Source organism: Lysobacter sp. Root76 (genome assembly GCF_001428685.1).
Taxonomy (GTDB): domain Bacteria; phylum Pseudomonadota; class Gammaproteobacteria; order Xanthomonadales; family Xanthomonadaceae; genus Lysobacter.
Map to the genome: position 1 here is coordinate 113,013 of NZ_LMIK01000007.1, position 24,198 is coordinate 137,210.

The following is a 24,198-nucleotide window of genomic DNA, read 5'->3' on the forward strand; positions in this document are numbered from 1 at the left end:
CTTTCGCGGTGACGTCCGAACCGCCGCCCAGCCACGATCGCAAGGAACCGCCCGGCGGCCGCACGCCGGCCACGGCGCCGACCCGCATCGAACCCGAATTCGGGCGCTGGACCAGCCTTCGTTTCGACCAACGTAGCCGACCGCCGCGGCGGGAGCCGGCGCCGCACTGGTTCGGCTGGGGCGCGGCCGCTGCGGTAATGCTGGTGCTGCTGGCCCTGGTGCTGCTGCGCCAGCCGCTGGCGGACCGCCTGTGGCCCGATTCGCGTCTGCAGCAGTTGCGCAGCGACGCCGCTGCGGCCCTGCGCGAGGGCCGGCTGACGTCGCCCGACGGGCGCGGCGCGCGCGAACTCTACGAGGCCGCGCTGGCCCTGGACCCGGACCGCGACGAAGCCCGCAGCGGCCTGACCCGGGTCGGCCAGGCCGCGCTGGTCCGGGCCGAGCAGGCGATCGTGCAACGCCGTTATGCCGACGCCCACGCCGCCCTCGCTCTGGCCAGCGAGCTGGCGGTGCCGCGCGCCCAGGCCGACGCCTTGGAGCAGCGCTTGCGCGCGCGCGAAGCCGCCGACGCCGGCCTCGACCGGGTGCTGATGCAGGCCGCGCAAGCGCGTGCGGCCGGTCATCTCGACGACGGCGAGAACGCGGCGCTGCCCCTGTACCAGCGGGTGCTGGCCTTGCAGCCCGACCGCGTCGAAGCCCTGGAGGGCCGCGAGGACACCCTCGCCGATCTGTTGCAGCAGGCGCGCCAGGCCCTGGCCCATGGCGATCTGCTCGCGGGCGCCGCGCGCATCCGCCGTGCCCAGGCCGCCGATGCCGGCCATGGCGAACTGCCTGATGCTTTGGCCGAACTCGCACGCCGCGCCGACGCCCGTCGCGGCGAGGCCGAGCGCGAATTGCGTCGCGGCCGCCTGTCCGAAGCCGCCGAGGGCTATCGCGACATCCTGGCGGCGTTGCACGAGGACCCGGCAGCGCAGCGCGGCCTGGGCGCGGTTGCGAGCGCCTACGCGCAGCGCAGCGAACGCCTGGCCGCCGATTTCCGCTTCGACGAGGCCGCCGCGGCCTTGCGCGCGGCCGACGCGATCGCGCCCGCCACCGCGGCCGTGGTCGAAGCGCGCCAGCACCTGGAACGCGCGCGCCAGTCGCGCAAGCGTCTGGGCGGCGAACTGCCGATCGCCCAGCGCCAGCAGCGCCTGCGCACGCTGCTGGCCGAAGCCGCCGCCGCCGAAGCGCGCGGCGAACTGCTGGCGCCGCCCGGCGACAGCGCCTACGACAAACTGCGCGCGGCGCAGGCGATCGCGCCGCAGGACCCCAAAGTGCGCGCCGCCGCCGCCCGCCTGTTGCCGGCGGCGCGGCGTTGTTTCGAAAACGAACTGCGCGGCAACCGGCTCAGCCGCGCCGGCGAATGCCTGGATGCGCGGCGTGCCTTGGAAGGCGAGGGCGCGGCGCTGATGGATGCGCGACGGCGTCTGGCGCAGCGCTGGATCGCAGTCGGCGATGAGCGCCTGGGAGCCGGGGAATTGCGCGCGGCGCAGGCGGCGCTGAATGCGGCGCGCGCCTTGGACGCGGGCGCGGCGGGCCTGGAGGATTTCGCCAACCGGGTACGGGTGGCGACGGCCGGGGTGAACTGAGGCCGGGGTCAGGCGGCTCTCCAGCAGCGGCTGCATGCTGCGGTCGTCGCAGCCTGCGGTTACGCGCTCACGGGAGGATCGGCTTCAAGTCTTCCCATGCAACAACACCCGCCGTACCACTTCGCGAGCCGCATCCAGAGAGAAGTGCGTCTCCACATTGCGCAAACCGTTCTCCGCCAAGCGCTGCCACAGCGCCGGATCGCGGTACAGCCGCAGCACGGCCTGCGCATAGTCGGCGGCGTTGTCCGCCACCAACGCGTCTTCGCCGTCGCGCAGGTGCATGCCTTCGACCGCGCAGGCCGTGGCCACGACCGGTTGGCCGTGGGCCATGCTCAGGTTGACCTTGCCCTTGACGCCGGCGCCGTAGCGCAGCGGGGCCACGGCGATGCGCGCGCCGTCCATGTACGGATCGAGGTCGGGCACGTGGCCGTGGATCTCGATGCCGGGCTGTTCGGCGAGCGCGGCGATCTCCGGCGGCGCGTCGGCGCCGATGCAGTGGAAGCGCAGCTCCGGCAGTTCGGCGCGGATCAGCGGGAACACCTCGGTGGCGAACCAGCGCACCGCATCCACGTTCGGCGGATGGCGGAAGCCGCCGACGAAGACCAGGTCGCGGCGCTGCTCGAACGCGCGCCCCGGCCCGGCGACGCGGTGCAGATTGGACAGGATGTCGACCTGCGCCTGCGGCGCGTCCTGCGCGAGCAGGCTGCGCTCCACCTCGCTGACCACGAAGGTCGCGTCGGCGCGCGCGATGATGTCCAGTTCCAGCTTGCGCGTGGCTTCGGCAGCGCGCGCCAGAGTCGCGTCGCCGGCGACTTCGGCGCCGCGGCGTTCGCGCAGGTAATGCAGGTCGACGGTGTCGAACACCAACCGCGCCTGCGGCGCGTATTTGCGCAGCAGCGGCAGCAGTTCGCGCAGCACGTAGTGGCGGCAGACCATGACGGTGTCGAAGCGCGGGCCGTGCTCGTGCAGCCAGGCCGGCAGGCGGCCCAGTTGCGGCGCGGTCCACACCTCCACGCCCATGCGTTGCATCGCCTCGACCGAAGCGTCGGTGTGGGCGAGGTAGGCCGGCACGAACACCACGTGCGCGCCTTCCTCCAGCAACAGCCGCATCAGATTGACCAGGCGCAGCGAGCCGGAATCGCGGTCCGGCTGCGGCACCAGCGCGTCGACGATCAGCACGCTGCGGCGGCCGCGCGCGAACGCGGCGCGATCGGCCGGCGTATCCGGCGTCCACTGCGTGGTCAAGGCATCGCGCCATTTGTCGGCGAACACGCCGCGGTTGCGCACCTGATAGGCCTTGACGCCCGAACCGGTATCGGTGCCGGCGGTGATGCCCTCGCAATGCACGACCCGCGACTTGGGCTGATAGACCACGCGCAGCCCGGCCGCGCGCACCGCGAAGGCGAGATCGGTGTCTTCGTAGTAAGCCGGCGCGTAGCGCGTGTCGAAACGGCCGAGGCGCTCGAACAGCGCGGTCGGCAGCGCGATCGCCGCACCCGAGCAGTAGTCGGCATCGCGCAGGAACGCGTAGCGCGGATGATCGGGCGCGTCGAAGCGGCCGTAGTTCCAGCCGCTGGCGTCGGCGAACACGATGCCGCCGGCTTCCTGCAGGCGGCCGTCGGGATAGACCAGCTGCGCGCCGACCAGGCCGACGTCGGCGTGCTCGCCGAACGTCGCCAGCAGCACGTCCAGCCAGCCAGGCTGCGGAATGGTGTCGTTGTTGAGGAAGACCACGTATTCGCCGAGCGCCAGCGCCGCGCCGTCGTTGCAGGCGGCGATGAATCCGCCGTTCTGGCTGCGGCGGTGGTAGCGCAGGCCCTCGATCTGGCGCAGCGAGGCTTCGGTGGCGTCGGAGCTGCCGTCGTCGACCACGATCACTTCGAACGCGGCCTCGGCGGGGCGCGCGGCGAGCGCGCGCAGGCAGGCCAGGGTGTGGGCGAACTGGTTGTAGACCGGGATCACGATGCTGGCGCGCGGCGTGTCCGAGGTCGGCAGCGCGAACGGCGCGAACGGTTCGGCCTGCGGCAGCCACAGGGCCGCACGCTGAGCGTCGGGCAGGCGATGGAACTGGCGCAGGACGCGCTGCCAGGAGGCGCTCAGACCGCGGGTCCGCAGGCTGATCAGGCCGCGCCGCGCCAGGCCCGTTCCCCGGTCCAGCAAAAACCGAAGATCGGTCCAACTCATCGCCATCGATCGCTCGTCATGCTGAAGGGAATCCTTACTACGGGGTCGGGGGCCGGGCCCGCCGCGCGGCGGCGCCGGCCGGCTGCGTTAGACTCGAAGGCTACGAGGGCGCAGCCCTGTCATTGTCCCATGCCGTGGCCCGAATCGATTACGACGAAGACGACACCTCCGACGACTCCCGGTCGCACGACGGCGGCGCCCCGACCTGGAAACGGCGCCTGGTCACCTGGATCCTGGCCGCGATCGGCCTGGGGCTGGGTTTCCTGATCCCGTATACGCTCTACCTCAATCACGAAGTCGGACAACGCTTCGGCCAGTTGCGCTGGCAGATCCCCACGCGCGTCTACGCGCGGCCGCTGGAACTGACTCCCGGCTTAACCCTGGACGCGGGCACGCTCAAGACCGAACTCGATGCCTCGGCCTACCGCGACGACGGCAGCGGCGCGCGCACCGGCACCTATGCCCGCGAGGGCGGCCGCTGGATCATCTCCAGCCGCGGCTACAACGACGTCGACGGCGCGGTCGCCGCGCGCCGGATCGAAGTGGTGCTGTCCGGCAGCCGCGTCGCCAGCCTGCGCGAAGCCGGCACCAAGAAATCGCTCAAGGTCGCGCGCCTGGACCCGGCGCGCATCGCCACCCTGTACGGGCAGAAGCAGGAAGAGCGTCGCCTGGTGCGGATCGAGGACGTGCCCGAACTGTTGGTCACCGGCCTACAGGCGGTCGAGGATCGGGATTTCAACAGCCATTTCGGCATCGATATCTCCGGCATGATCCGCGCGGCGTTCAAGACCGCGACCGGCTCCCGCCAGGGCGCCAGCACCCTGACCCAGCAGCTCGCGCGCAGCGGCCTGCTCGGCATCGGCCAGGAGCAGACCCCGACCCGCAAGGCCAAGGAAATCCTGTACGCGCTGCTGATCGAGGCGCGCTACGACAAGCGCACCATCCTCGAGGCCTATTTCAACCAGGTCTACCTGGGCCAGCGCGGTTCGCAGGCGATCCACGGCGTCGCCGCCGGCGCCGAGTTCTGGTTCGGCCGCGACCTGCGCGACCTCAGCACCGAGCAGCTCGCGCTGCTGATCGGCATCGTCAAGGGGCCGTCGTACTACGACCCGCGCCGCAATCCCGAACGCGCGCTGGAACGGCGCAACTTCGTGCTCGGCGAAATGCACGAGACCCAGCTGATCGACGATGCCGAATACCAGCGCGCGCTGAAGACGCCGCTGGGCATCACCAAGACGCCGGGCAGCACCTCCGCCAACCGGTTCCCGGCTTACGTCGATCTGGTCCGCCGCCAGCTGGCCCGCGACTATCCGGCCGATGCGCTGGCCGGCGCCGGCCTGAGCGTGATGAGCGGCATGGCGCCGTCGGCCCAGGCCCAGGCCGAGGGCGCGGTCGCGCGCACCCTCAAGAGCCTGGACAACAAGCGCCGCCCGCCGCTGCAGGCCGGCCTGGTGGTCACCGACGTGCACAACGGCGAAGTGGTGGCCGTGGTCGGCAGCCGCGAGGCCGCCCAGCACGGTTTCAATCGTGCGGTCGAAGCGCAGCGGCCGGTGGGTTCGCTGCTCAAACCCTTCGTGTATCTGCTCGCGTTGGCGCAGCCGGGCAAGTACTCGCTGGCCAGCTACGTCGACGATTCGCCGGTCACCGTGACCCTGGGCAAGGGCAGGCGCTGGAGCCCCGGCAACTCCGACGGGCGCAGCCACGGCACGGTGCGTCTGGTCGATGCGCTGGCGCAGTCCTACAACCAGGCCACGGTGCGGGTCGGCATGCAGGTCGCGCCCGAGCGCGTGGCCGGTCTGATCAAGACCCTGGCCGGCATCGAGACCGACCCGAACCCCTCGCTGATCCTGGGCGCGGTCGACCAGAGCCCGTACGCGATGGCGCAGCTGTACCAGTTCCTCGCCTCCGGCGGCGAGATCCAGCCGCTGCACGCGGTGCGCGGCGTGCTCGACGCCAACGGCAAGGCGGTCAACCGTTACGACAAGGAACCGGCGCCGGCCCAGGAAGGCGACGCGATCGCGGCGCGCCTGATCACCATCGCCCTGCAGCAGGCGGTGTCCAGCGGCACCGGCCGCCAGCTGGTCAACGACGGCCTCGGCCGCCTGTCGCCGGCCGGCAAGACCGGCACCAGCAACGACGGCCGCGACAGCTGGTTCGCCGGCTGGACCGGCGACCACCTCGCGGTGATCTGGGTCGGCAACGACCAGAACCAGACCACCGGCCTGTACGGCGCCACCGGTGCGATGCGGGTGTGGTCGGCGATCTTCTCGCGCCTGCCCAGCGCGCCGCTGCAGGTCGGCGACAAGGGCATCGACTGGCAGTTCATCGTCAACCAGAACACCACCGACCCGGGCTGCGCCAGCGCGCGCCGCTTCGCCTTCGTCGCCGGTTTCGCCCCCGACTACGCGCCGTGCCCGATGCCGCAGGCCGAGCCGGAGCAGGAAAGCGGCGGCTGGCGCGACTGGTTCGGTATCGGCAAACGTGACGACGACGAGCAGCAGGCTCCGGCCGAAACCCCGCCGCCGCAGCAGGAGCAGTGAAGTGCGTATGAGGTTCCGTTTCGCCGCGCCGCTGGCGCTGAGCGCCCTGTGCGCGGCCTGCGTCACCGCGCCGCCCGCGCCGGAGCCGGCCTACGACGCCGAGACCGCGGTCGTGGCGATCCGCCGTTCTGCGACCGGCGTGCGCGAGCTCGACGTGCAGCCGCTGCGCGACAACCGCGTCGAGGACCTGCGCCAGAGCGCGACGGCGCTGGAAAAACAGCGCAAGTACGCCGAATCCGCCGCCGCGCTCGACCAGGCCCTGGCGATCAACGCCGGCGATCCGGCGCTGCTGCAGGAGCGCGCCGAGGCGGCGCTGCTGCTGCGCAAGCTCGACGACGCCGAGCGTTACGCCAAGCAGGCCTTCGACGGCGGTTCCAAGGTCGGCCCGCTGTGCCGCCGGCACTGGTCGACGATCGCGGCCGTGCGCCAGCACCGCCTGGACGTGCTGAAGACCACGCCGGTCTACAAGGAAGACATGGCCGCCGCCAGCGCGAACATCGCCCAGACCGGCAAGGACGTGGCCGCCGCGCGCGCCCAGGTCGACGCCTGCACCGTTACCGCGCCGCCGCGGTACTGACGTCGATGAGGTCGCTGTAATGGAGCCTGGCCGCCTCGGCGTAGCCAGCCGCGCCGCATTGAGCGAGGGCGGCGACCTCGCACGCAGCCTGTCCGCGTTCGCGCCGCGGCCGGCGCAGCAGGACCTCTCGGTCGCGATCGCCGACGCCTTCGAGGCGCGCGGCACCCTGCTGGCCGAGGCCGGCACCGGCACCGGCAAGACCTACGCCTATCTGGTGCCGGCGCTGCTGTCGGGCCTGAAGACCATCGTTTCCACCGGCACCCGCGCGCTCCAGGACCAGCTCTACCACCGCGATCTGCCGCGGGTCCGCGACGCGCTCGGGATCGGCCTCAAGACCGCCCTGCTGAAGGGGCGCGCGAACTATCTGTGCCATTACCGCCTGAAGCAGGCCCAAGGCGAGCCGCGCTTCGGCAGCCGCGAACTGGCGGCGCAGTTCCAACGCATCGTGTCCTGGTCCGGGCGCACCCGCATGGGCGACCTGGCCGAGCTGGAGGCGCTGCCCGAGGATTCGCCGCTGCTGCCGATGGTGACCTCGACCGCCGAGAACTGCCTGGGCAGCGAATGCCCGTTCTTCGGCGACTGCTTCGTGGTCCAGGCGCGCCAGCGCGCCCAGGCCGCCGACGTGGTGGTGGTCAACCACCACCTGCTGCTGGCCGACCTGGCCCTGAAGCAGGAAGGCTTCGGCGAAATCCTGCCCGGCGCGCAGGCCTTCGTGGTCGACGAGGCGCACCAGTTGCCCGACCTGGCCGCGCAGTTCTTCGGCGAGGCCCTGAGCGCGCGGCCGCTGGTCGAGCTGGCGCGCGATGCCCTGGCCGAATGCAAGAACTCGCCGGGTTCGCTGGCGGTGATGCAGGGGCCGGCGCGCGATCTCGAACAGGCGGTGCGCGGACTGCGCGCGGCCATGGACGAGTTGCCGGTGCGCGCGACCCGCAAGCGCGCGGCCGAGCTGCCCGAGGTCGAGTACGCCTTCGACGTGCTGGCCGCGGCGCTGCAGCAGATCCAGACCGCACTGGCGCCGCTGCGCGAGGCCGCGCCCGGCTTCGACGGCTGCCACGCGCGGGCCAAGGAATTCGAAGCGCGCCTGCGCCGTTGGCGCGGCGAACCGCGCAGCCACGGCGACGCCGACGACATCGTCGACCAGGAAGGCGACCCCTTCGAAGTGCGCGTGCCGCTGCCGAGCGGCGACGCCGACGGCTTCGGCGAAGAAGATGCCGGCAAGGAACCGCCGCCGCCGCAGGCAGACGCCAGCGTGCTCTGGTACGAACTGACCGCGCGCGGCTTCCGCCTCAGCCGCACCCCGCTGGATGTCGCCGGCCCCCTGGCCGAGCACCGCGAACGTTCGCGCGCGGCCTGGGTGTTCACCTCGGCCACGCTCGCGGTCGGCGGCCAGTTCCAGCATTACGCGCACAAGCTCGGCCTGGTCGAACCCAAGACCCTGCTCGCGCCGAGCCCGTTCGACTGGCCGCGCCAGGCGCTGTGCTACCTGCCCCGCGGCCTGCCCGATCCGATGGTGCGTCACTACAACGAGAGTCTGGTCGACAAGCTGCGGCCGGTGCTGGAGGCCTCGGGCGGGCGCGCCTTCGTCCTGTTCGCCTCGCACCGCGCCCTGCGCGAGGCCGCCGAACTGCTGCGCGGCGGGCCCTGGCCGCTGTTCGTGCAGGGCGAAGCGCCGCGACCGGTGCTGCTGGAGCGCTTCCGCGCCTCCGGCAACGGCGTGCTGCTGGGCGCGGCGAGTTTCCGCGAGGGCGTGGACGTGGCCGGCGAGGCGCTGAGCGTGGTGGTGATCGACAAGCTGCCGTTCGCCGCGCCCGACGATCCGGTGTTCGAGGCGCGCCTGGACGCGATCCGCCGCGGCGGCGGCAACCCGTTCCGCGACGAGCAGCTGCCGCAGGCGGTGATCGCGCTCAAGCAGGGCGCCGGCCGTTTGATCCGCACCGAGACCGACCGCGGCGTGCTGGTGCTGTGCGACCCGCGCCTGCTGTCCAAAAGCTACGGCCGGGTGTTCCTGGATTCGCTGCCGCCGCTGCCGCGGACCCGCGAGATCGCCGACGTGGCGGGGTTCTTCGCCCCGGGCGCCGATGCCGCGCGGTCCGAATCGCTAGAATCCGGTTCGGACCGCAGCGAGGAGCAGGACCGTGACTGACACCGATCAAAGCCGCAAACCCCGCGTGCACGGACTGGGCGGCGTGTTCTTCAAGGCCCAGGACCCGGCCGCGCTGTCGCAGTGGTACGCGCGCCACCTCGGCATCGACGCCCAGGACTGGGGCGGCGCGCTGATGTTCTGGAACCGTGCCGACACCGGCGAAAGCGCCTGCACGGTGTGGTCGCCGTTCAAAGCCGATACCGAGTACTTCAAGCCCAGCGACAAGCCCTACATGCTCAACTACCGCGTCGACGACCTCGCCGGCACCCTGGCCGCGCTGCGCGCCGAAGGCTGCCAGGTGCTGGACCGTTACGAGGAAAGCGAACAGGGCAAGTTCGGCTACGTGGTCGACCCGGAAGGCGCACTGATCGAACTGTGGCAGCCGGCGCCCGACGATGCGTCGACCGCGCCGCCCGCCTGATCCCGCATGAACCACGCAAAATCCTTCGCCGCATGAAACTGCTCGCCTTCGAAACCGCGACCGAAGCCTGTTCGGTCGCACTGTGGATCGACGGCGAAGTGCGCGAGCGCCACGAACTCGCGCCGCGCCGCCACGCCGAACTCTCCTTGCCCTGGGCCGAGCAGTTGCTCGCCGAGGCCGGCATCCGCAAGTCGCAGCTGGACGCGATCGCGCTGGGCCGCGGCCCGGGTGCGTTCACCGGCGTGCGCCTGGCGATCGCGCTGGGGCAGGGCATCGCGCTGGCGCTGGACCGGCCGATCGTGGCGGTGTCGACGCTGGCGACCTTGGCGATGCGCGCCCATGCCCTGGCGTCCGCTGCTCCCGGTGGGAGCGGCATGAGTCGCGACGTCGCAGCCGATGAAACCGCGACTTCCCGCGTGCTCGCCTGCATCGACGCCCGCATGGGCGAGGTCTACACCGGCGCGTTCGAACTGCGCAACGGCGACGCGTTCGCGCTCGACCACGAGGCCGTGCGCGCGCCCGACGCCGTGGCCTTGCCCGACGAACGCGACGGCTGGCTCGGCGTGGGCACCGGCTTCGGCGCCGCCGACGGTGCCCTGGCGCGGCGTTGCGGCGCGCGTTTCGCCGCCATCGACGCGAGCGCTCTTCCGCATGCCGCCGATCTGGCCAAGCTCGCGGCCGCGGCCTACGCACGCGGCGAAGCCCTGGCGCCGGAGCGCGTCGAGCCGGCCTACCTGCGCAACAACGTCGCCCTGACCATCGCCGAACAGCAGGCGCTGCGCGCCGGTCGTTGATTGGATCGGCGGCGCGACGGCGCCTTGCGTCCAATTTCGCGAAAGGGGTCCGGCCGCCGCAGGCGTGGCTGGAGCTGGACCTGTTCCCCGGCGAACCCTTCCAGGGCCTGAGGTTCGGCCGGCTGTCCATGGCGCCGGATCGGGTCGGGCGCTTCCGGCCGCCGCGGCGGGCCGTTTTCGGGCCGGCCTACTCGTCGACCAGCGCCCCGTCCGGCAGGAACTGCCAGGTCCGCGTCACGTGCAGGATGTCGGGGTTCTCGTCGGTGCGCGGCAGCGGCGGGTAAGGCTCGGCCAGGCGGGCGATGCGCAGGGCCGAGGCGTCGAGCAGCGGAATGCCGCTGGATTGGACGATGTCGGCGCGCTCGACGCTGCCGTCGCGGCGCACCGCCACGCTGATCACCACCTGGCCCTGCAGCCGGCGCCGGCGCGCCTCGTCGGGGTAGTTGAGGTTGCCGACCCGCTCGACCCGGTCGACCCAGCTGCGCAGGTAGCCGGCCCAGGCGTATTCCTGGGTGCTGGCGGAAACGAACTTGCGCTTGGGGCGTTTGGCGTAGCGCTCCGAACGCAGGTGGATCTCGGCCGCCAGGCGCGCCATGCGGATGTCGCGCTCGATCTTCTCCGGCCCCACCGGCAGCGGCCGTTCGGCGGGCGGGGTGGTGGCCAGGGCGCGCGCGGTCACGGTCTCGCCGCGGCTGGAGCTGATCACCCGTGCCTGCGGCGGCGGGGCGGGGGCGGGCGACTGCGCCTGCAGGGCGCGCGCGGCGACCCCGGGCTCCGGCTGCGGAGCCGGGCCGGACTGGTTTTCGCGCGGACGGCTGCTCTTGTCGTGCTCGCCGCCGCCCTGGTTGCTGGCCTGGGCCATGAAATCGGCCTGCTTGGGCGTCAGCGCGGTCTGGGTCTGGGTCAGGATCACGTCCAGGGTCGGCATCACCGGCGCGGCGCTCTCCAGGGCGTAGCCGACGCCGAGCAGGAACACCCCGTGCACCAGCAGCGACAGCACCATGGTCGCGCTGAAACGGCCTTCGCCGTTCAGGCCGGCAGCGCCGGGTGCGGGAGCCGCGGCCGCGCTCATGCGGCGCTCGCCGCCCGGGCTTCGATGGCGTCGAACAGGCCGGCGGCGATGTTCAGGCCGAACTGGGCGTCGAGCTCGCGGATGCAGGTCGGGCTGGTGACGTTGACCTCGGTCAGGTAGTCGCCGATCACGTCCAGGCCCACGAACAGCATGCCGCGGCGCTTCATCTCCGGGCCGATCTGGGCGGCGATCCAGCGGTCGCGCTCGCTCAGCGGACGGCCTTCGCCGCGGCCGCCGGCGGCCAGGTTGCCGCGGAATTCGTCGCCCTGGGGGATCCGCGCCAAGCAGTAGTCCACCGCCACGCCGTCGACCAGCAGGATGCGCTTGTCGCCCTGGGCGATCTCCGGCAGGTAGCGCTGGGCCAGGGCCAGGCCGTGGTCGCCGGTCAGCGTCTCCAGGATCACGTTGAGGTTGGCCTCGCCGGCGCGGGCGCGGAAGATCGAGCGCCCGCCCATGCCGTCCAGCGGCTTGAGCACCGCCTCGCCGTGCTCCTGCACGAAGGCCTTGAGTTCGGCTGGGTCGCGGCTGACCACGGTCGGCGGGCAGCACTGCGGGAATAGCAGCGCCGCCAGCTTCTCGTTGTAGTCGCGCAGGCCCTGGGGGTCGTTCACCACCAGGGCGCCGGCGTTCTGGGCCATGCTCAGGATCTGGGTATCGTGCAGGTAGTTGGCGTCGACCGGCGGGTCCTTGCGCATCAGGATCACGTGGCCGGCCCCCAGCACGAGTTGTGACCAGGGGCCCAGTTCGTACCAGCCCTTGGGGTCCTCGCGCACGCTCAGCGCGGCGACCGTGGCCTGGACCCGGCCGTCGCGCAAATTCAGCGCACCGGGCCGCACATAGTGCAGCCGATGGCCGCGGCGCTGCGCTTCCAGCAGCATCGCGAAGGTGGAGTCCTTGGCGATCTTGATCGACCCGATCGGGTCCATGACGACGACGATGTCGAGCGGCATTGGCGGTTCGTACCTGGAAATGTGCGCGATGGTAGCAGGCGGGTCATCGATATCTGCCATCATGTAGCGTCAGCTATGGTCCTTGCCGGGCCCATTTCTGACCCGTCGGGTCGCCTTTGCCGGATTCCGACGGGACCGACCCAATTCGTGCGCATGCCCGAACGCGAACGGACCGCGATGCCAACCGCAACCCGCAACAGGGTCGGTGGGCGCTGTGGTTCACGCGTTCAGCTTGCTGCTGGAAAAAGTGTGCTTGACAGCATGCGTGCGGCTTGGAATAAAGGCATCTTCGCGACGCGCCGGGGATTGCGCGGCGTTTCGCTCCGGGGGATACAAAGAATGCTCGATGAGGCTCGTAACGGCAGCCTCGACGGTCTGAAGGTCATGGTGATCGATGATTCCAAGACCATCCGTCGAACCGCCGAGACGCTGTTAAAACGCGAAGGTTGTGAGGTGGTCACGGCCACGGACGGATTCGAAGCACTGGCGAAGATCGCCGACCAGCATCCACAAATCATCTTCGTGGATATCATGATGCCGCGATTGGACGGCTATCAGACCTGCGCGCTCATCAAGAACAACCAGTTGTTCAAGAGCACGCCGGTGATCATGCTGTCCTCGAAGGACGGTCTGTTCGACAAGGCGAGAGGACGCATCGTCGGTTCGGAGCAGTACCTCACCAAGCCGTTCACGCGCGAGGAACTCCTCGACGCGATCCGCAAGCACGTACACGCCTGACCGGGGGGTAAGGCATTCAATGGCACGCATTCTTCTGATCGAGGACTCGCCGACCGATACGGCGGTCCTGACCCAGCTGCTGGAACGTAACGGACACCAGGTGTTCACGTCCGGCAGCGCCGAGGACGGCATCGAAGCGTGCAAGCGCGAGTTGCCGGATCTGGTGCTGATGGACGTGGTACTGCCGGGCATGAACGGGTTCCAGGCGACCCGCGCGTTGTCGCGCGACGCTGCGACCAGCGCCATCCCGGTACTCATCGTGAGCACCAAGGGCATGGACACCGACAAGGCCTGGGGCATGCGCCAGGGCGCCAAGGACTACATCGTCAAGCCGCCGCGCGAAGACGAGCTCATCGCGCGCATCAGCGCGTTGCTCGGCGGCTGACGCCATCAGGTACGGTCTATGAACACGCAGTCGCCGTTCGATGTGCTGGCCGATTACGAGCGCCGCAGCTTGGCGCATGTGGTCGGCTTGCCCGAGCAGCTCGATGCCCCGGGCCTCTGGCGCGGCGTCGGTTACCGCATCGGCGATCGCCGCCTGGCCTCGGGTTTCGACGAGGTGGTGGAAATCCTGCCGCTGCCCCAGGTCACCGCGGTGCCCGGCTCGCAGCCGTGGATGCTCGGTCTGGCCAACGTGCGCGGCAACCTGTTGCCGGTGGTCGATCTCAAGCAGTTTCTCGAAGGCACCCGCACCGTGCTGCACGAAAGCCAGCGCGTGCTGCTGGTGCGCCAGCCCGGCGGCGACGTCGCGGTGCTGATCGACGAGCTTTACGGCCAGCGCAGCTTCAACGACCAGCAGCTGGTCGCCGACGACGAGATCGCGCTGGAGCGCATGTCCGAGGGCCGCTACGCCAATTTCATCGACCGGGCCTACCGCCTGGCCGATCACCCGTGGGGGATCTTCAGCCTGGAACGGCTGGCCCGCACGCCCGAATTCCGTCAGGCCGCCGCCTGACGGGCCACGGTCCGGTCCGCTACTAGCTGTCGCTACGCAACGCCGCAACGCCCTTGCACCACAGCAGCACCGCAAAACCATCCCCCGCCCAACCATCAAATCCGCATAAGCAACACTTTCTGAGGTCGAACATGAGCACTGTGATGGACAACGTGGCCGGCAAGGGCCGCAACCTGGGCGTCAACACCTGGCTGATCATCCTGGGCATCTCGGTGACGGTGTTCGGTTTGAACACAGGCTATGCGACCTGGAAGGCGGCGCGCCTGGGCGGCGCGAGCACCGCGGCCTCCAAGCTGCAGGTGAACTCGCAGAAGCTCGCGGTGCAGGGGCGGGAAGCGGTCGGCGGCGCCAGGGAAGCCTTCGCGGCGTTCAAGGCGACCAAGACCCAGATCGACACCGACATCCAAGAGCTCAACAGCAACTACGGCGGCACCTTCGAGGTGTCCGGGCCGATCGAGACCGTCAGCAACACCTGGGGCCTGCTCGGCAAGAACGCAGACCAGGTGTTGACCTCGGAAAAGCAGGTCCTCGACCTGGCCGGCAACTTCGACAGCTTCTCCGGCCGCGTGCCGCAGCTGCAGGCGCGCCTGGACGAACTGGTCCGCGCGATGTCGGCCTCCGGCTCGCCGTCCTCGCAGGTCTACATCGCTCTGCGCCAGGTCCTGCTGGCCGGCAACATGGCCCGCCGCATCACCGAAATCCGCGCCGGCGGCAGCGGCGCCTCGCTCGCCGGTGAAGCGCTGGGCCGCGACGCGGCGGTGTTCGGCAACGTTCTCAACGGCCTGCGCAAGGGCGGCGACACCTCCAGCGGCGTCTTGCCGCTGAGCAACGGCGGCGCCCTGGCCGCGCTCGGCCAGGCCGAAGCGCTGTGGACCGAGATGAAGAAGGACCTCGACGCGATCTCGGCCAGCTCGCCCAAGCTGTTCGCCGCGCAGACCGCGGCCGAGTCGATCACCAGCGGTTCGGAAAAGCTGCTGAGCGACAGCGAAAACCTGTTCAGCGCCTTCACCTCGTTCGGCTCGGTGCGCAGCACCAACCCGCTCGGTCACATCCTGGTCTCGATCATCTCCGGTATCGTCGCGCTGATCGCGATCGCCGGCTTGCTGTTCTCCTTGAACCGCGCCCAGCAGAAGCGCTACCAGACCACCAAGGAACTCAACGACCGTAACCAGGAGGCGATCATGCGCCTGCTGGACGAAATGGGTTCGCTGGCAGAAGGCGATCTCACGGTTAAAGCCACGGTCACCGAAGACATGACCGGCGCGATCGCGGACTCGATCAACTTCGCCGTCGAACAGCTGCGCAGCCTGGTGCAGACGATTACCGACACCTCGGTGCAGGTGGCGTCCTCGGCCCAGGAAACCCAGGCCACCGCCATGCATCTGGCCGAAGCCGCGGAACACCAGGCGCAGGAAATCAACTCGGCCTCCGACCGCATCAGCGAAATCGCGGCCTCGATCGACCAGGTCTCGAAGAACTCGGCCGAATCGGCGGACGTGGCGCAGCGCTCGGTGCAGATCGCGACCAAGGGCGCGGGCGTGGTGCGGCAGACGATTCAGGGCATGGACTCGATCCGCGACCAGATCCAGGAAACCTCGAAGCGAATCAAGCGCCTGGGCGAAAGCTCGCAGGAAATCGGCTCGATCGTCGAACTGATCAACGACATCTCGGAACAGACCAACATCCTGGCGCTGAACGCCGCAATTCAGGCCGCCTCGGCCGGTGAAGCGGGCCGCGGGTTCGCGGTCGTGGCCGACGAAGTGCAGCGACTCGCAGAACGCGCGTCCAACGCGACGAAGCGAATCGAGACGCTGGTCCAGACAATTCAGTCCGACACCAACGAAGCTGTGAGCTCCATGGAGCAGACGACCTCGGAAGTGGTCGCCGGCGCCCGACTGGCCGAGGACGCGGGTACCGCGCTGGGCGAGATCGAAAAGGTGTCGTCCGACTTGTCCAACCTCATTCAAGGCATTTCCAGCGCGGCGCAGCAGCAGTCCAGCGCGGCCTCGAACATCACTCAAACCATGAACACGATTCAGCAAATCACCTCGCAGACCTCTCAGGGCGCCAACCAGACCGCCGAGTCGATCGGTAACCTGGCGCAGTTGGCCGCCGACCTGCGCCGCTCGGTCGCCGACTTCAAGCTGCCGGCCTAAGCCCAGGACGACGAGGTCGCAATCAGGATGAAGATCCCAGCCGCAAGGCTTCTCCAGGACCGGCGAACGCGCCGAGGCCTCGCTTACGGGCGGGGTGCGGCATGACCGCACTGCGAGAAGCGATCGATACCACCACGCTGGGCTGGATCAAGCCGGAGCTGGACGAAACCCTGCGCCAGGCGCGTCAGGAGATCGAGGCTTACGCCGAAGATCCCACCGACACCAGCCGCATGCGTTTCTGCGCCAGCCACCTGCACCAGGTGCACGGCACCCTGCGCATGGTCGAGCTGTACGCTCCGGCCATGGTCGCCGAGGAAATGGAGCGCCTGGCGCTGGCGCTGCAGCAGGGCCAGGTCGGCGATCGCGACGAAGCCTGCGCGGCGCTGATGCGCGGCGTCGTGCTGCTGCCCGACTACCTGGAACGCCTGCAGGGCGGTCACCGCGACATTCCGATCGTGCTGCTGCCGCTGCTCAACGAACTGCGCGCCTCGCGCGGCGAGCCCGGCCTCAACGAAAGCGTGCTGTTCGCGCCCGACCTCGACCGTCCGCTGCCTGCGCACCTCGCGCCGCCGCCGCCGAGCTCGGCCGCGCGGGGCAACACCAATCTGCATCTGTCGGCCCTGCGCGACGCCCTCGCGACGTGGCCGGAAGACGGCGCGCCGGCCGATGCCGGCAAGCTCGCCCAGGCCGTCGACGGCCTGCTCGCCGATGTCGTGCTGGAACCGGTGCGGCGCATGCTGTGGGTGGCCTCCTCGGTCGCCGGCGCGCTGCGCGACGGCGCCCTCCCGGCCACGCGCGCGCTGCGCCAGGCCTTCGGCGGCGTCGAACGCGAAGCCCGGCAGATGCTCGCCGACGACGGCTTCGCCGCTCCGCGCGGCGAACCCGCGGCCGAGCCGACCCGTCAGCTGCTGTATCACGTCGCCCACAGCGACGGCCGCCATCCGGCCCTGGACGACCTGCGTCAGACCTTCGAGCTCGACTCGCACCTGCCCAGCGAATCCGAACTCGAACATGCCCGCGGCAGCCTCAGCGGCCGCAACCGCGCGCTGCTGGACACCGTGTCGGCGGCGATCAAGGAAGACCTGCTGCGGGTCAAGGACGCGCTCGACCTGCACCTGCGCACCAATCAGACCGATGCCGGCCAGCTGCGACCGCAGGTCGAAGCGCTGGCCCGCGTCAGCGACACGCTGGGCATGATGGGGCTGGGCGTCGCCCGTACCGTGGTGCTGCAGCAGCGCGACGCCATGATCGAAATCGCCGAAGGCAAGCGCCCGGCCGACGAGGGCGCGCTGCTCGATGTCGCCGGCGCGCTGCTCTACGTCGACGCCTCCCTGGACGACCAGGTTTCGCGCCTGGGCCTGCCCGAGGCCAAGGCCGACGAAGACCTGCTGGCCGGCGAATCGCGCAAGGTGCTGGACGTGGTCGTGCGCGAAGCCATCGCCAACTTCGGCGACGCGCGCCAATCCTTCGTCGCCTTCGTCGAAACCAACTGGGATCACGCCGAGCTGGTCGAAGTGCCGCGCGTGCTGGACGAAGTCGCCGGCGCGTTGCGCATGCTGGAACTGCCGCTGCCGGCCGATTACCTGACCGGCGTCAAGCGCTACACCGAGGTCGAGCTGATCGGCCGCCACCGTGTGCCCAACGGCCAGCAGCTCGACACGCTCGCCGACGCGCTCGCGAGCCTGGAGTACTACCTCGAAGCGCTGCGCGAGCAGCGTCCGAACCGCGACGACATACTCGACATCGCGCGCCAGAGCCTGGAAGCGCTGCGTTACTGGCCGTTGCCGGAGATCGTGCGCGAGCCCGATCCCTCCGTCGCCACGGTCGAAGCCACGCCCGCCGCGGGCCGTATCGAACTGCCGGAAGCGTCCGAGATCGACGCCATGGTCGCCGGTCGCTCGCACCTGGAGTACGTCGCACCGGAGATCCAGGCCGCCGCGCCGGTCGCGCCCGCGCCGCAAGCGGAGCCCGTGCCCGCGGTCGCCGAACTTCCGCGCCAGTCCGCGGCCACCGGCGGTTTCGCGCACAGCGACGACATCGACGACGAAATCCGCGACATTTTCCTGGAAGAGTTCCAGGAAGAGATCGGCAACCTCGACGAGCTGCTCCCGGCCTGGCGCGAAGCGCCCGAGGACCTGGAGCGCCTGTACCCGATCCGCCGCGTCTTCCACACCCTCAAGGGCAGCGGCCGCCTGGTCGGCGCCAAGACCCTGGGCGAGTTCAGCTGGAAGATCGAAAGCCTGCTCAACCGCGTGCGCGACCACGGCCGTACGGTCAGCCCCGAGCTGATCGACCTGGTGGGTCACGCTCACCGCGCCTTGCCGCAGCTGTATTCGGCGCTGCGCAACGAAGGCCCGATCACCGCCGATCTGGCCGGCATCGAGGCCCACGCCGATCTGCTAGCCACCGGCGAGGAAGCCTTCTACCGGCCGATGCACCTGGTCGCGCCGGTCGTGCCTGCCGTGGAAATTCCGGCCGAGCCCGTGCCGGAAGCCGTCGCCGAGGTTCCGGTCGCGGTCGAACCCGAAAGCTTCGTGCTCGACATCGAGCCCGAAGCGGCACCCGCTGTGGAAGCGGAGATCGTCGAAGCCGCGACCCCGGTCGCCGCTGCCGAGCCGGGCGGCGTGCCCGCTTCGGTCGATGCGGTGCTGCTGGAGATCCTCGACACCGAGGTCACCGGCCATCTGGTCACGATCCAGCGTTGGCTCGTCGCCGCCCAGGCCGCGCCGTCGCCGGCGGACGATGGTCTGCAGCGCGCGATCCATACTCTCAACGGCGCGTTCGCGATGACCGAAGTACCGGTCATCACCGACGTGATCGCCCCGACCGAGGTTTACGTCAAGCGTCTGCTGGCTGCGGGCAGCCCGGCCAGCGACGAAGGCGTCGCCGCCATCGGCGCGGTCGCGGTCGCGATCGAACGCACCCTGGCCAGCCTCAAGTCCGAACCGCAGAGCGTGCCGGTGTTCCCCGGTTTGGCCGAGCGCATGCTCGCGCTGCGCGACAGCCTGCCCGATGCGCGCTCGAACCAGCAGTTCGAAGAGCCGCATCTGGAAACGGTGGAATCGGTCGAGTCGCCGTTCGCCGACGCCAGCCTGGACAGCGAACTCACCGCGCTCGACCTGAGCGAGTACGGCCAGCTCGACGACGACGTCGCTCCGGCCGGCCTGGTGCGCGGTCAAAGCGCGGTCGATCTGGATGCGCCGGAGCAGGAAGCGTCCGTGGGCGCCGAGTTCGTCGGCGTGATCGCCGGCGCCATCGCGTCGGTCAGCTCGGACGACGATGCCCTGGCTGCAGCCGCCGAGGCCGAACGCGCCGCTGCCGAACAGGCCGAAGCCGAGCGTATCGAAGCCGAACGCATCGCCGCGGAGCGCGCCGAAGCAGAACGCATCGAAGCCGAGCGCATCGCTGCGGAGCAGGCCGAAGCCGAGCGCGTCGAAGCCGAGCGAATCGCCGCCGAACAGGCTGAGATCGAACGTGTCGAGGCCGAGCGCCGCGCCGCGGAGCAAGCCGAAGCCGAACGTGCCGAAGCCGAGCGTCTTGCCGCCGAGCAGGCCGAGGCCGAACGCGCCGAAGCCGAGCGTCTTGCCGCCGAGCAGGCCGAAGCCGAACGCGCCGAAGCCGAGCGCCTCGCCGCTGAGCAGGCTGAAGCCGAACGCGCCGAAGCCGAGCGCCTCGCCGCTGAGCAGGCCGAAGCCGAACGCGCCGAAGCCGAACGCCTCGCCGCCGAGCAGGCCGAAGCCGAACGCGCCGAAGCCGAACGCCTCGCCGCCGAGCAGGCCGAAGCCGAACGTCTCGAAGCCGAACGCATCGCTGCCGAACAGGCCGAAGCCGAACGTCTCGAAGCCGAGCGCCTCGCTGCGGAACAGGCGGAAGCCGAACGCATCGCCGAAGAGGAGCGCGAGTACGCGCGCCTGGAAGCCGAATACGCCGAAGCCGAACGCGCCGCCCGCGAACAGCAGGCGGCCGCCGAAGCCGCGATCGCCGCCGCGGTCGCGCCGGGTGCCGATGCCCTGGCGCCTCAGCCCGCCGCGAACGACGAGGCTGCCGAGCCGGCAGTCGCCGAAACCGTCGAAACGGCCGAGGCCGAGCCGCTGCCGGAAACCCTGGCACGCATCCTCGACGCCAACCCCGATCCGGACGAAGCGCTGGACCTCAGCGAGCTCGATCCGGAACTGGTCGACATCTTCGTCGAAGAGGCCGGCGACCTGCTCGACGAGTCCGACGGTCACGTGGTCCGCCTGCGCGAGATGCCGAACGAGCGCGAACCGCTCGTGGGCCTGCAGCGCAATCTGCACACGCTCAAGGGCAGTGCGCGCATGGCCGGCATCATGGCCGTGGGCGAACTCGGTCATGCCATGGAGTCGCTGCTGGAAGCGGTGGTCGACCAGCGCAGCGAGCTCGGCCGCGACGGCGTGCCCTTGCTCGAGCGCGGTTTCGACCGCCTGCACGCGATGATCACCCGGGTCGGCGCACGCCGTGCGATCGCCATGCCCGAGGCGCTGATCTCCGAATTCGATGCCCGCGCTCGCGGTGAGATCTACACCGCCCCGACCGTCACCGACGACGGCACCATCGTCCCGGCGACCGCGCCCAAGGTCGAACTCAAGCCGCTGTCGGCGCCATTGGTCGAAATGGACGCTGGCGACGACGAGGACATCGGCGTGCGCGCGCCGCAGGAACAGGTGCGTATCCGCGCCGACCTGCTCGACCGTTTGGTCAACTACGCCGGCGAAGTCGCGATCTACCGCGCCCGCCTGGAGCAGCAGCTGGGTGCGTTCCGCGGCGCGATCGCGGAAATGGCGCAGACCAACACGCGTATGCGCGACCAGCTGCGCCGTCTGGAAATCGAAACCGAAGCCCAGATCATCGCGCGCTACCAGCGCGAGGGCGACGTCAGCGACCAGTCCTTCGATCCGCTCGAACTCGACCGCTTCTCCAACCTGCAGCAGCTCTCGCGAGCGCTGTCGGAGTCCGCGGCCGACCAGGGCAGCCTGCAGACCACGCTCGACGACCTCACGCGCCAGTACGAAACCCTGCTGCTGCAACAGTCGCGAGTCAGCTCGGACCTGCAGGAAGGCCTCATGCGCACGCGCATGGTGCCGTTCGATGCGTTGCTGCCGCGCTTGCGCCGCGTCGTGCGCCAGGCCTCGGGCGAACTGGGCAAGCAGGTCCAGCTCAAGCTCGACGGCACTCAGGGCGAACTCGATCGCAACGTGCTCGAGCGCATGACCGCGCCGCTGGAGCACATGCTCCGCAACGCCGTCGCGCATGGTCTGGAAACGCCCGCGCAACGCAAGAAGGCCGGCAAGCCGGAAGAGGGCACGGTCCGTATCGCGGTACGCCGCGAAGGTTCCGAAGTCGTGCTGGAAGTGGCCGACGACGGCGCCGGCCTGAACCGCGCCGCGATCCGTCGCCGCGGCGAAGAACGCGGCCTGGTTCGCAGCGAAGCGGTGCTGGCCGACAGCGATCTCGACGCGCTGATTCTGGAGCCGGGCTTCTCCACCGCCGACGAGGTCAGCCGATTGGCCGGCCGCGGCGTCGGCATGGACGTGGTCGCCAGCGAAGTACGTCAGCTCGGCGGCACGCTCGACATCCAATCGCGTCCGGGCCACGGCGTCACCTTCACCCTGCGCCTGCCGCAGACGCTCGCGGTCACCCAGGCGGTGTTCGTGCGCATCGGCGACACCACGTTCGCGGTGCCGATCGCCTCGGTGCGCGGCGTCGGCCGGATCGCGCGCGAGGGCCTCGAAGCCGAAGGCGCGAACTACCGTTACGGCGGCGAAGACTACGCCGTGCACGATCTCGGCCTGCTGCTCGGCCACGCTCCGGCCAGGGCCGAAGGCCAGTTGCAGATGCCGCTGCTGTTGATCCGCTCCGGCGATCTGCGCGCCGCGGTCACCGTCGACCAGGTCGTCGGCAACCGCGAAATCGTGGTCAAGCCGGTCGGACCGCAGGTCGCCTCGGTGCCGGGCATCTTCGGCGGCACCATCATGGGCGACGGCCGCGTGGTCGTGATCCTCGACGTCGCTCCGCTGGTGCGTCGTCACGCGCTGCTGCCGCGCGATCACGTGCCGGCGCCGGTGGTTCCGATCGAGACCCGCCGCGTGCCGCTGGTGATGGTGGTCGACGACTCGGTCACCATGCGCAAGGTCACCGGCCGCGTGCTGGAGCGCCACAACTTCGAGGTCGTGACCGCGAAGGACGGCCTCGACGCGCTGGAGCGCATGACCGACGTCGTGCCTGACCTGATGCTGCTCGACATCGAAATGCCGCGCATGGACGGTTACGAGCTGGCCACGCAGATGAAGTCGGACGCGCGCCTGCGCGACGTGCCCATCGTGATGATCACCTCGCGTACCGGCGACAAGCATCGTCAACGCGCGCTCGAGATCGGCGTGGCACGCTACCTGGGCAAGCCTTACCAGGAGCCGGAACTGATGCGCAACGTGTTCGAATTGTTGGGAATCGCGCGACACCATGAGTGATTCGAGCAGACGAGTGGCGTTGCTGGCGCGCGAAGGCGCGGCCCGCGACCGCCTGCGCGGCGCCCTCAACGACGCCGGCGCGCAATTGGTACTGGAAGCCGATCCGACCCGGTTGCAGCCGGCCGAGCTCAGTGCGGTCGCTCCGGAGGTGGTCGTGGTCGCACTCGACCAGGTCACCGAGGACGCGCTGGACCGTTTCGAAAGCGTGCTGGTCGATCCCTCGATCGAGGTGCTGTTCGAGGAAGCCGAGCTCGCCGCCACCCGCGAAGGCTGGGACGCGGCGCGATGGGTGCGCCACCTCAGCGCCAAGCTGCACCGCCATAACGACGTGCTGCCGCCGGGCCGCGAGCCGGAAGCGGAGCAGGCGCTGTTCGCGCCCGAGACCGATCGTCCCTATGTTCCGCCGATGCGCGAAGAGGCCTACGCCGGCTTCGACCCGGTGGCCGCCGAGATTCCCAGCGGCGGCCTGTCCTTCGTCGCCAACGACCACGTCGCGGAGCTGCCGCCGGAATTGCCACCGGAAATGCCCGAGCTGCCCGAGCTGCCGCAGATCGAGCTCGAAGGCGCGTTCGACGACGCCCCGACCGAACTGAAGCCGTTCGAATCGACCTTCGATATCGACGCCGATCCCGACGCCGCGCCCGTGACCGAGGCGGCGGTGGAACTGGCGCCGTTCGAGTCCAGCTTCGATTTCGAAGCCGAGCCGGAAGCCGAGCCCGAGCGCATCGCCGCGCCGGCGCCGGCCGCCGCGGCGCCGGTGATGATGTACGAGACCAAGTTCGAGTTCGTCTCCGAACGCGTGCCGCCGCCGCTGCCGCCGGAAGCCGCGTCGGCCGACGCCGAAGCGACCGAGCCCGCGCCGCGTGCCGAGGCCGAGAAGGCGCCGGTGATCGCGCCGGACTGGGGCTTCGACGACGAAGCGCCGGCCCTGCGTCAGACCGAACAGGTCGCGAACGCCGACGGCCGCCTGCGTCACGATCTAGGCGCGATCGAAGAACGCATCTCCTCGATGGAGCTGGTCGACGACCGCCCGAGCCAGGCCGTCGGCGGCGCCGTGCTGGTCCTGGCCGGTATCGGCGGGCCCGATGCGGTACGGCAACTGCTGGGCGCCATGCCCGAAGACTTCCCGCGTCCGCTGCTGGTGCAACAGCGCCTCGACGGCGGCCGCTACGACAAGCTGGTCGCGCAGATGCAGCGCGCGACCTCGGTGCTGGTGAAGCTGGCCGAGCCGGGTTCGCGCGCGATCGGCGGGGTGATCTACATCCTGCCCGCGGGCGTCGGCATCAACGTCACCGACTCCGGCATCCAGTTCAACGACGACGGCGGCGACGTGCTCGCGGCCTTGCCGCCGGCCGACAGCGCGGTGCTGATGCTCAGCGGCAGCGATCCGAACCTGGTCGACGCGGCGATGAACCATGCCGGGGCCGGCGCGCTGGTCGCCGGCCAGGCGCCCGACGGCTGCTTCGACGCGGCTGCGCCCAACGCGCTGATCGCGCGCGGCGGCGAAGCGGGCCAACCGGCCGAACTGGCCGCGCGCCTCGCCGCGCGCTGGTCCTGA

Annotated in this window: 15 protein-coding genes; 12 read left to right on the forward strand and 3 right to left on the reverse strand. The window is 70.3% G+C overall.

The genetic code is table 11. From position 1 onward, the window contains the following. The first annotated feature begins 197 nt into the window (after nt 1–197). Complete coding sequence (locus tag ASE10_RS14680; protein WP_056305908.1) at nt 198–1,625, forward strand: hypothetical protein; 1,428 nt, start codon at nt 198–200, stop codon at nt 1,623–1,625. Between the two features lie 84 nt (nt 1,626–1,709). Here ASE10_RS14680 and ASE10_RS14685 read toward each other — a convergent pair whose 3' ends face one another. Then, nucleotides 1,710–3,815 (reverse strand): glycosyltransferase, encoded by a 2,106-nt coding sequence (locus ASE10_RS14685; protein ID WP_055900501.1) that lies wholly within the window; start codon nt 3,813–3,815, stop codon nt 1,710–1,712. 137 nt (nt 3,816–3,952) lie between these two features. Here ASE10_RS14685 and mrcB point away from each other — a divergent pair, with 137 nt between their 5' ends. Genes mrcB through tsaB form a run of 5 tightly spaced genes read left to right on the forward strand, consistent with a single transcriptional unit; the run spans nt 3,953 to nt 10,284 of the window. Then, on the forward strand, nt 3,953–6,349 hold the full coding sequence (gene mrcB / locus ASE10_RS14690) for a penicillin-binding protein 1B (RefSeq protein ID WP_156087879.1): 2,397 nt from the start codon (nt 3,953–3,955) through the stop codon (nt 6,347–6,349). 7 nt (nt 6,350–6,356) lie between these two features. Continuing rightward, nucleotides 6,357–6,926: a hypothetical protein gene (locus ASE10_RS14695; protein WP_055900506.1), complete on the forward strand. Its 570-nt coding sequence runs from the start codon at nt 6,357–6,359 to the stop codon at nt 6,924–6,926. Nucleotides 6,927–6,945: 19 nt separating this feature from the next. Then, nucleotides 6,946–9,069 carry an ATP-dependent DNA helicase gene (locus ASE10_RS14700; protein ID WP_056104049.1) on the forward strand — a complete coding sequence of 708 codons (2,124 nt, stop codon included), beginning with the start codon at nt 6,946–6,948 and terminating at the stop codon, nt 9,067–9,069. Then, nucleotides 9,062–9,490: a VOC family protein gene (locus tag ASE10_RS14705; protein ID WP_056305866.1), complete on the forward strand. Its 429-nt coding sequence runs from the start codon at nt 9,062–9,064 to the stop codon at nt 9,488–9,490. The genes ASE10_RS14700 and ASE10_RS14705 overlap by 8 nt, the downstream gene beginning before the upstream one ends. Before the next feature lie 32 nt (nt 9,491–9,522). After that, a complete protein-coding gene (gene tsaB, locus ASE10_RS14710; RefSeq protein WP_056305864.1) occupies nt 9,523–10,284 on the forward strand; it encodes a tRNA (adenosine(37)-N6)-threonylcarbamoyltransferase complex dimerization subunit type 1 TsaB in 762 nt (253 codons plus the stop codon). Nucleotides 10,285–10,471: 187 nt separating this feature from the next. Here tsaB and ASE10_RS14715 read toward each other — a convergent pair whose 3' ends face one another. Beyond that, a complete protein-coding gene (locus ASE10_RS14715) occupies nt 10,472–11,287 on the reverse strand; it encodes an energy transducer TonB (protein ID WP_235565776.1) in 816 nt (271 codons plus the stop codon). Between the two features lie 65 nt (nt 11,288–11,352). Further along, complete coding sequence (gene gshB / locus ASE10_RS14720) at nt 11,353–12,306, reverse strand: glutathione synthase (protein ID WP_056305862.1); 954 nt, start codon at nt 12,304–12,306, stop codon at nt 11,353–11,355. 339 nt (nt 12,307–12,645) lie between these two features. Here gshB and pilG point away from each other — a divergent pair, with 339 nt between their 5' ends. From pilG to ASE10_RS14750, 6 genes are all read left to right on the forward strand, one after another. Beyond that, nucleotides 12,646–13,044, forward strand: a complete 399-nt coding sequence (pilG, locus tag ASE10_RS14725) for a twitching motility response regulator PilG (protein WP_055900524.1) — start codon at nt 12,646–12,648, stop codon at nt 13,042–13,044. A gap of 19 nt (nt 13,045–13,063) precedes the next feature. Beyond that, a complete protein-coding gene (locus ASE10_RS14730; protein ID WP_055900528.1) occupies nt 13,064–13,429 on the forward strand; it encodes a response regulator in 366 nt (121 codons plus the stop codon). Nucleotides 13,430–13,447: 18 nt separating this feature from the next. Further along, a complete protein-coding gene (locus ASE10_RS14735; protein ID WP_055900531.1) occupies nt 13,448–13,999 on the forward strand; it encodes a chemotaxis protein CheW in 552 nt (183 codons plus the stop codon). A 131-nt stretch (nt 14,000–14,130) separates the two neighbouring features. After that, on the forward strand, nt 14,131–16,155 hold the full coding sequence (locus tag ASE10_RS14740) for a methyl-accepting chemotaxis protein (protein ID WP_055900534.1): 2,025 nt from the start codon (nt 14,131–14,133) through the stop codon (nt 16,153–16,155). A 101-nt stretch (nt 16,156–16,256) separates the two neighbouring features. Further along, nucleotides 16,257–22,640, forward strand: a complete 6,384-nt coding sequence (locus tag ASE10_RS14745; protein WP_056305860.1) for an Hpt domain-containing protein — start codon at nt 16,257–16,259, stop codon at nt 22,638–22,640. Then, nucleotides 22,633–24,198, forward strand: a complete 1,566-nt coding sequence (locus tag ASE10_RS14750; RefSeq protein WP_082559543.1) for a chemotaxis protein CheB — start codon at nt 22,633–22,635, stop codon at nt 24,196–24,198. The genes ASE10_RS14745 and ASE10_RS14750 overlap by 8 nt, the downstream gene beginning before the upstream one ends.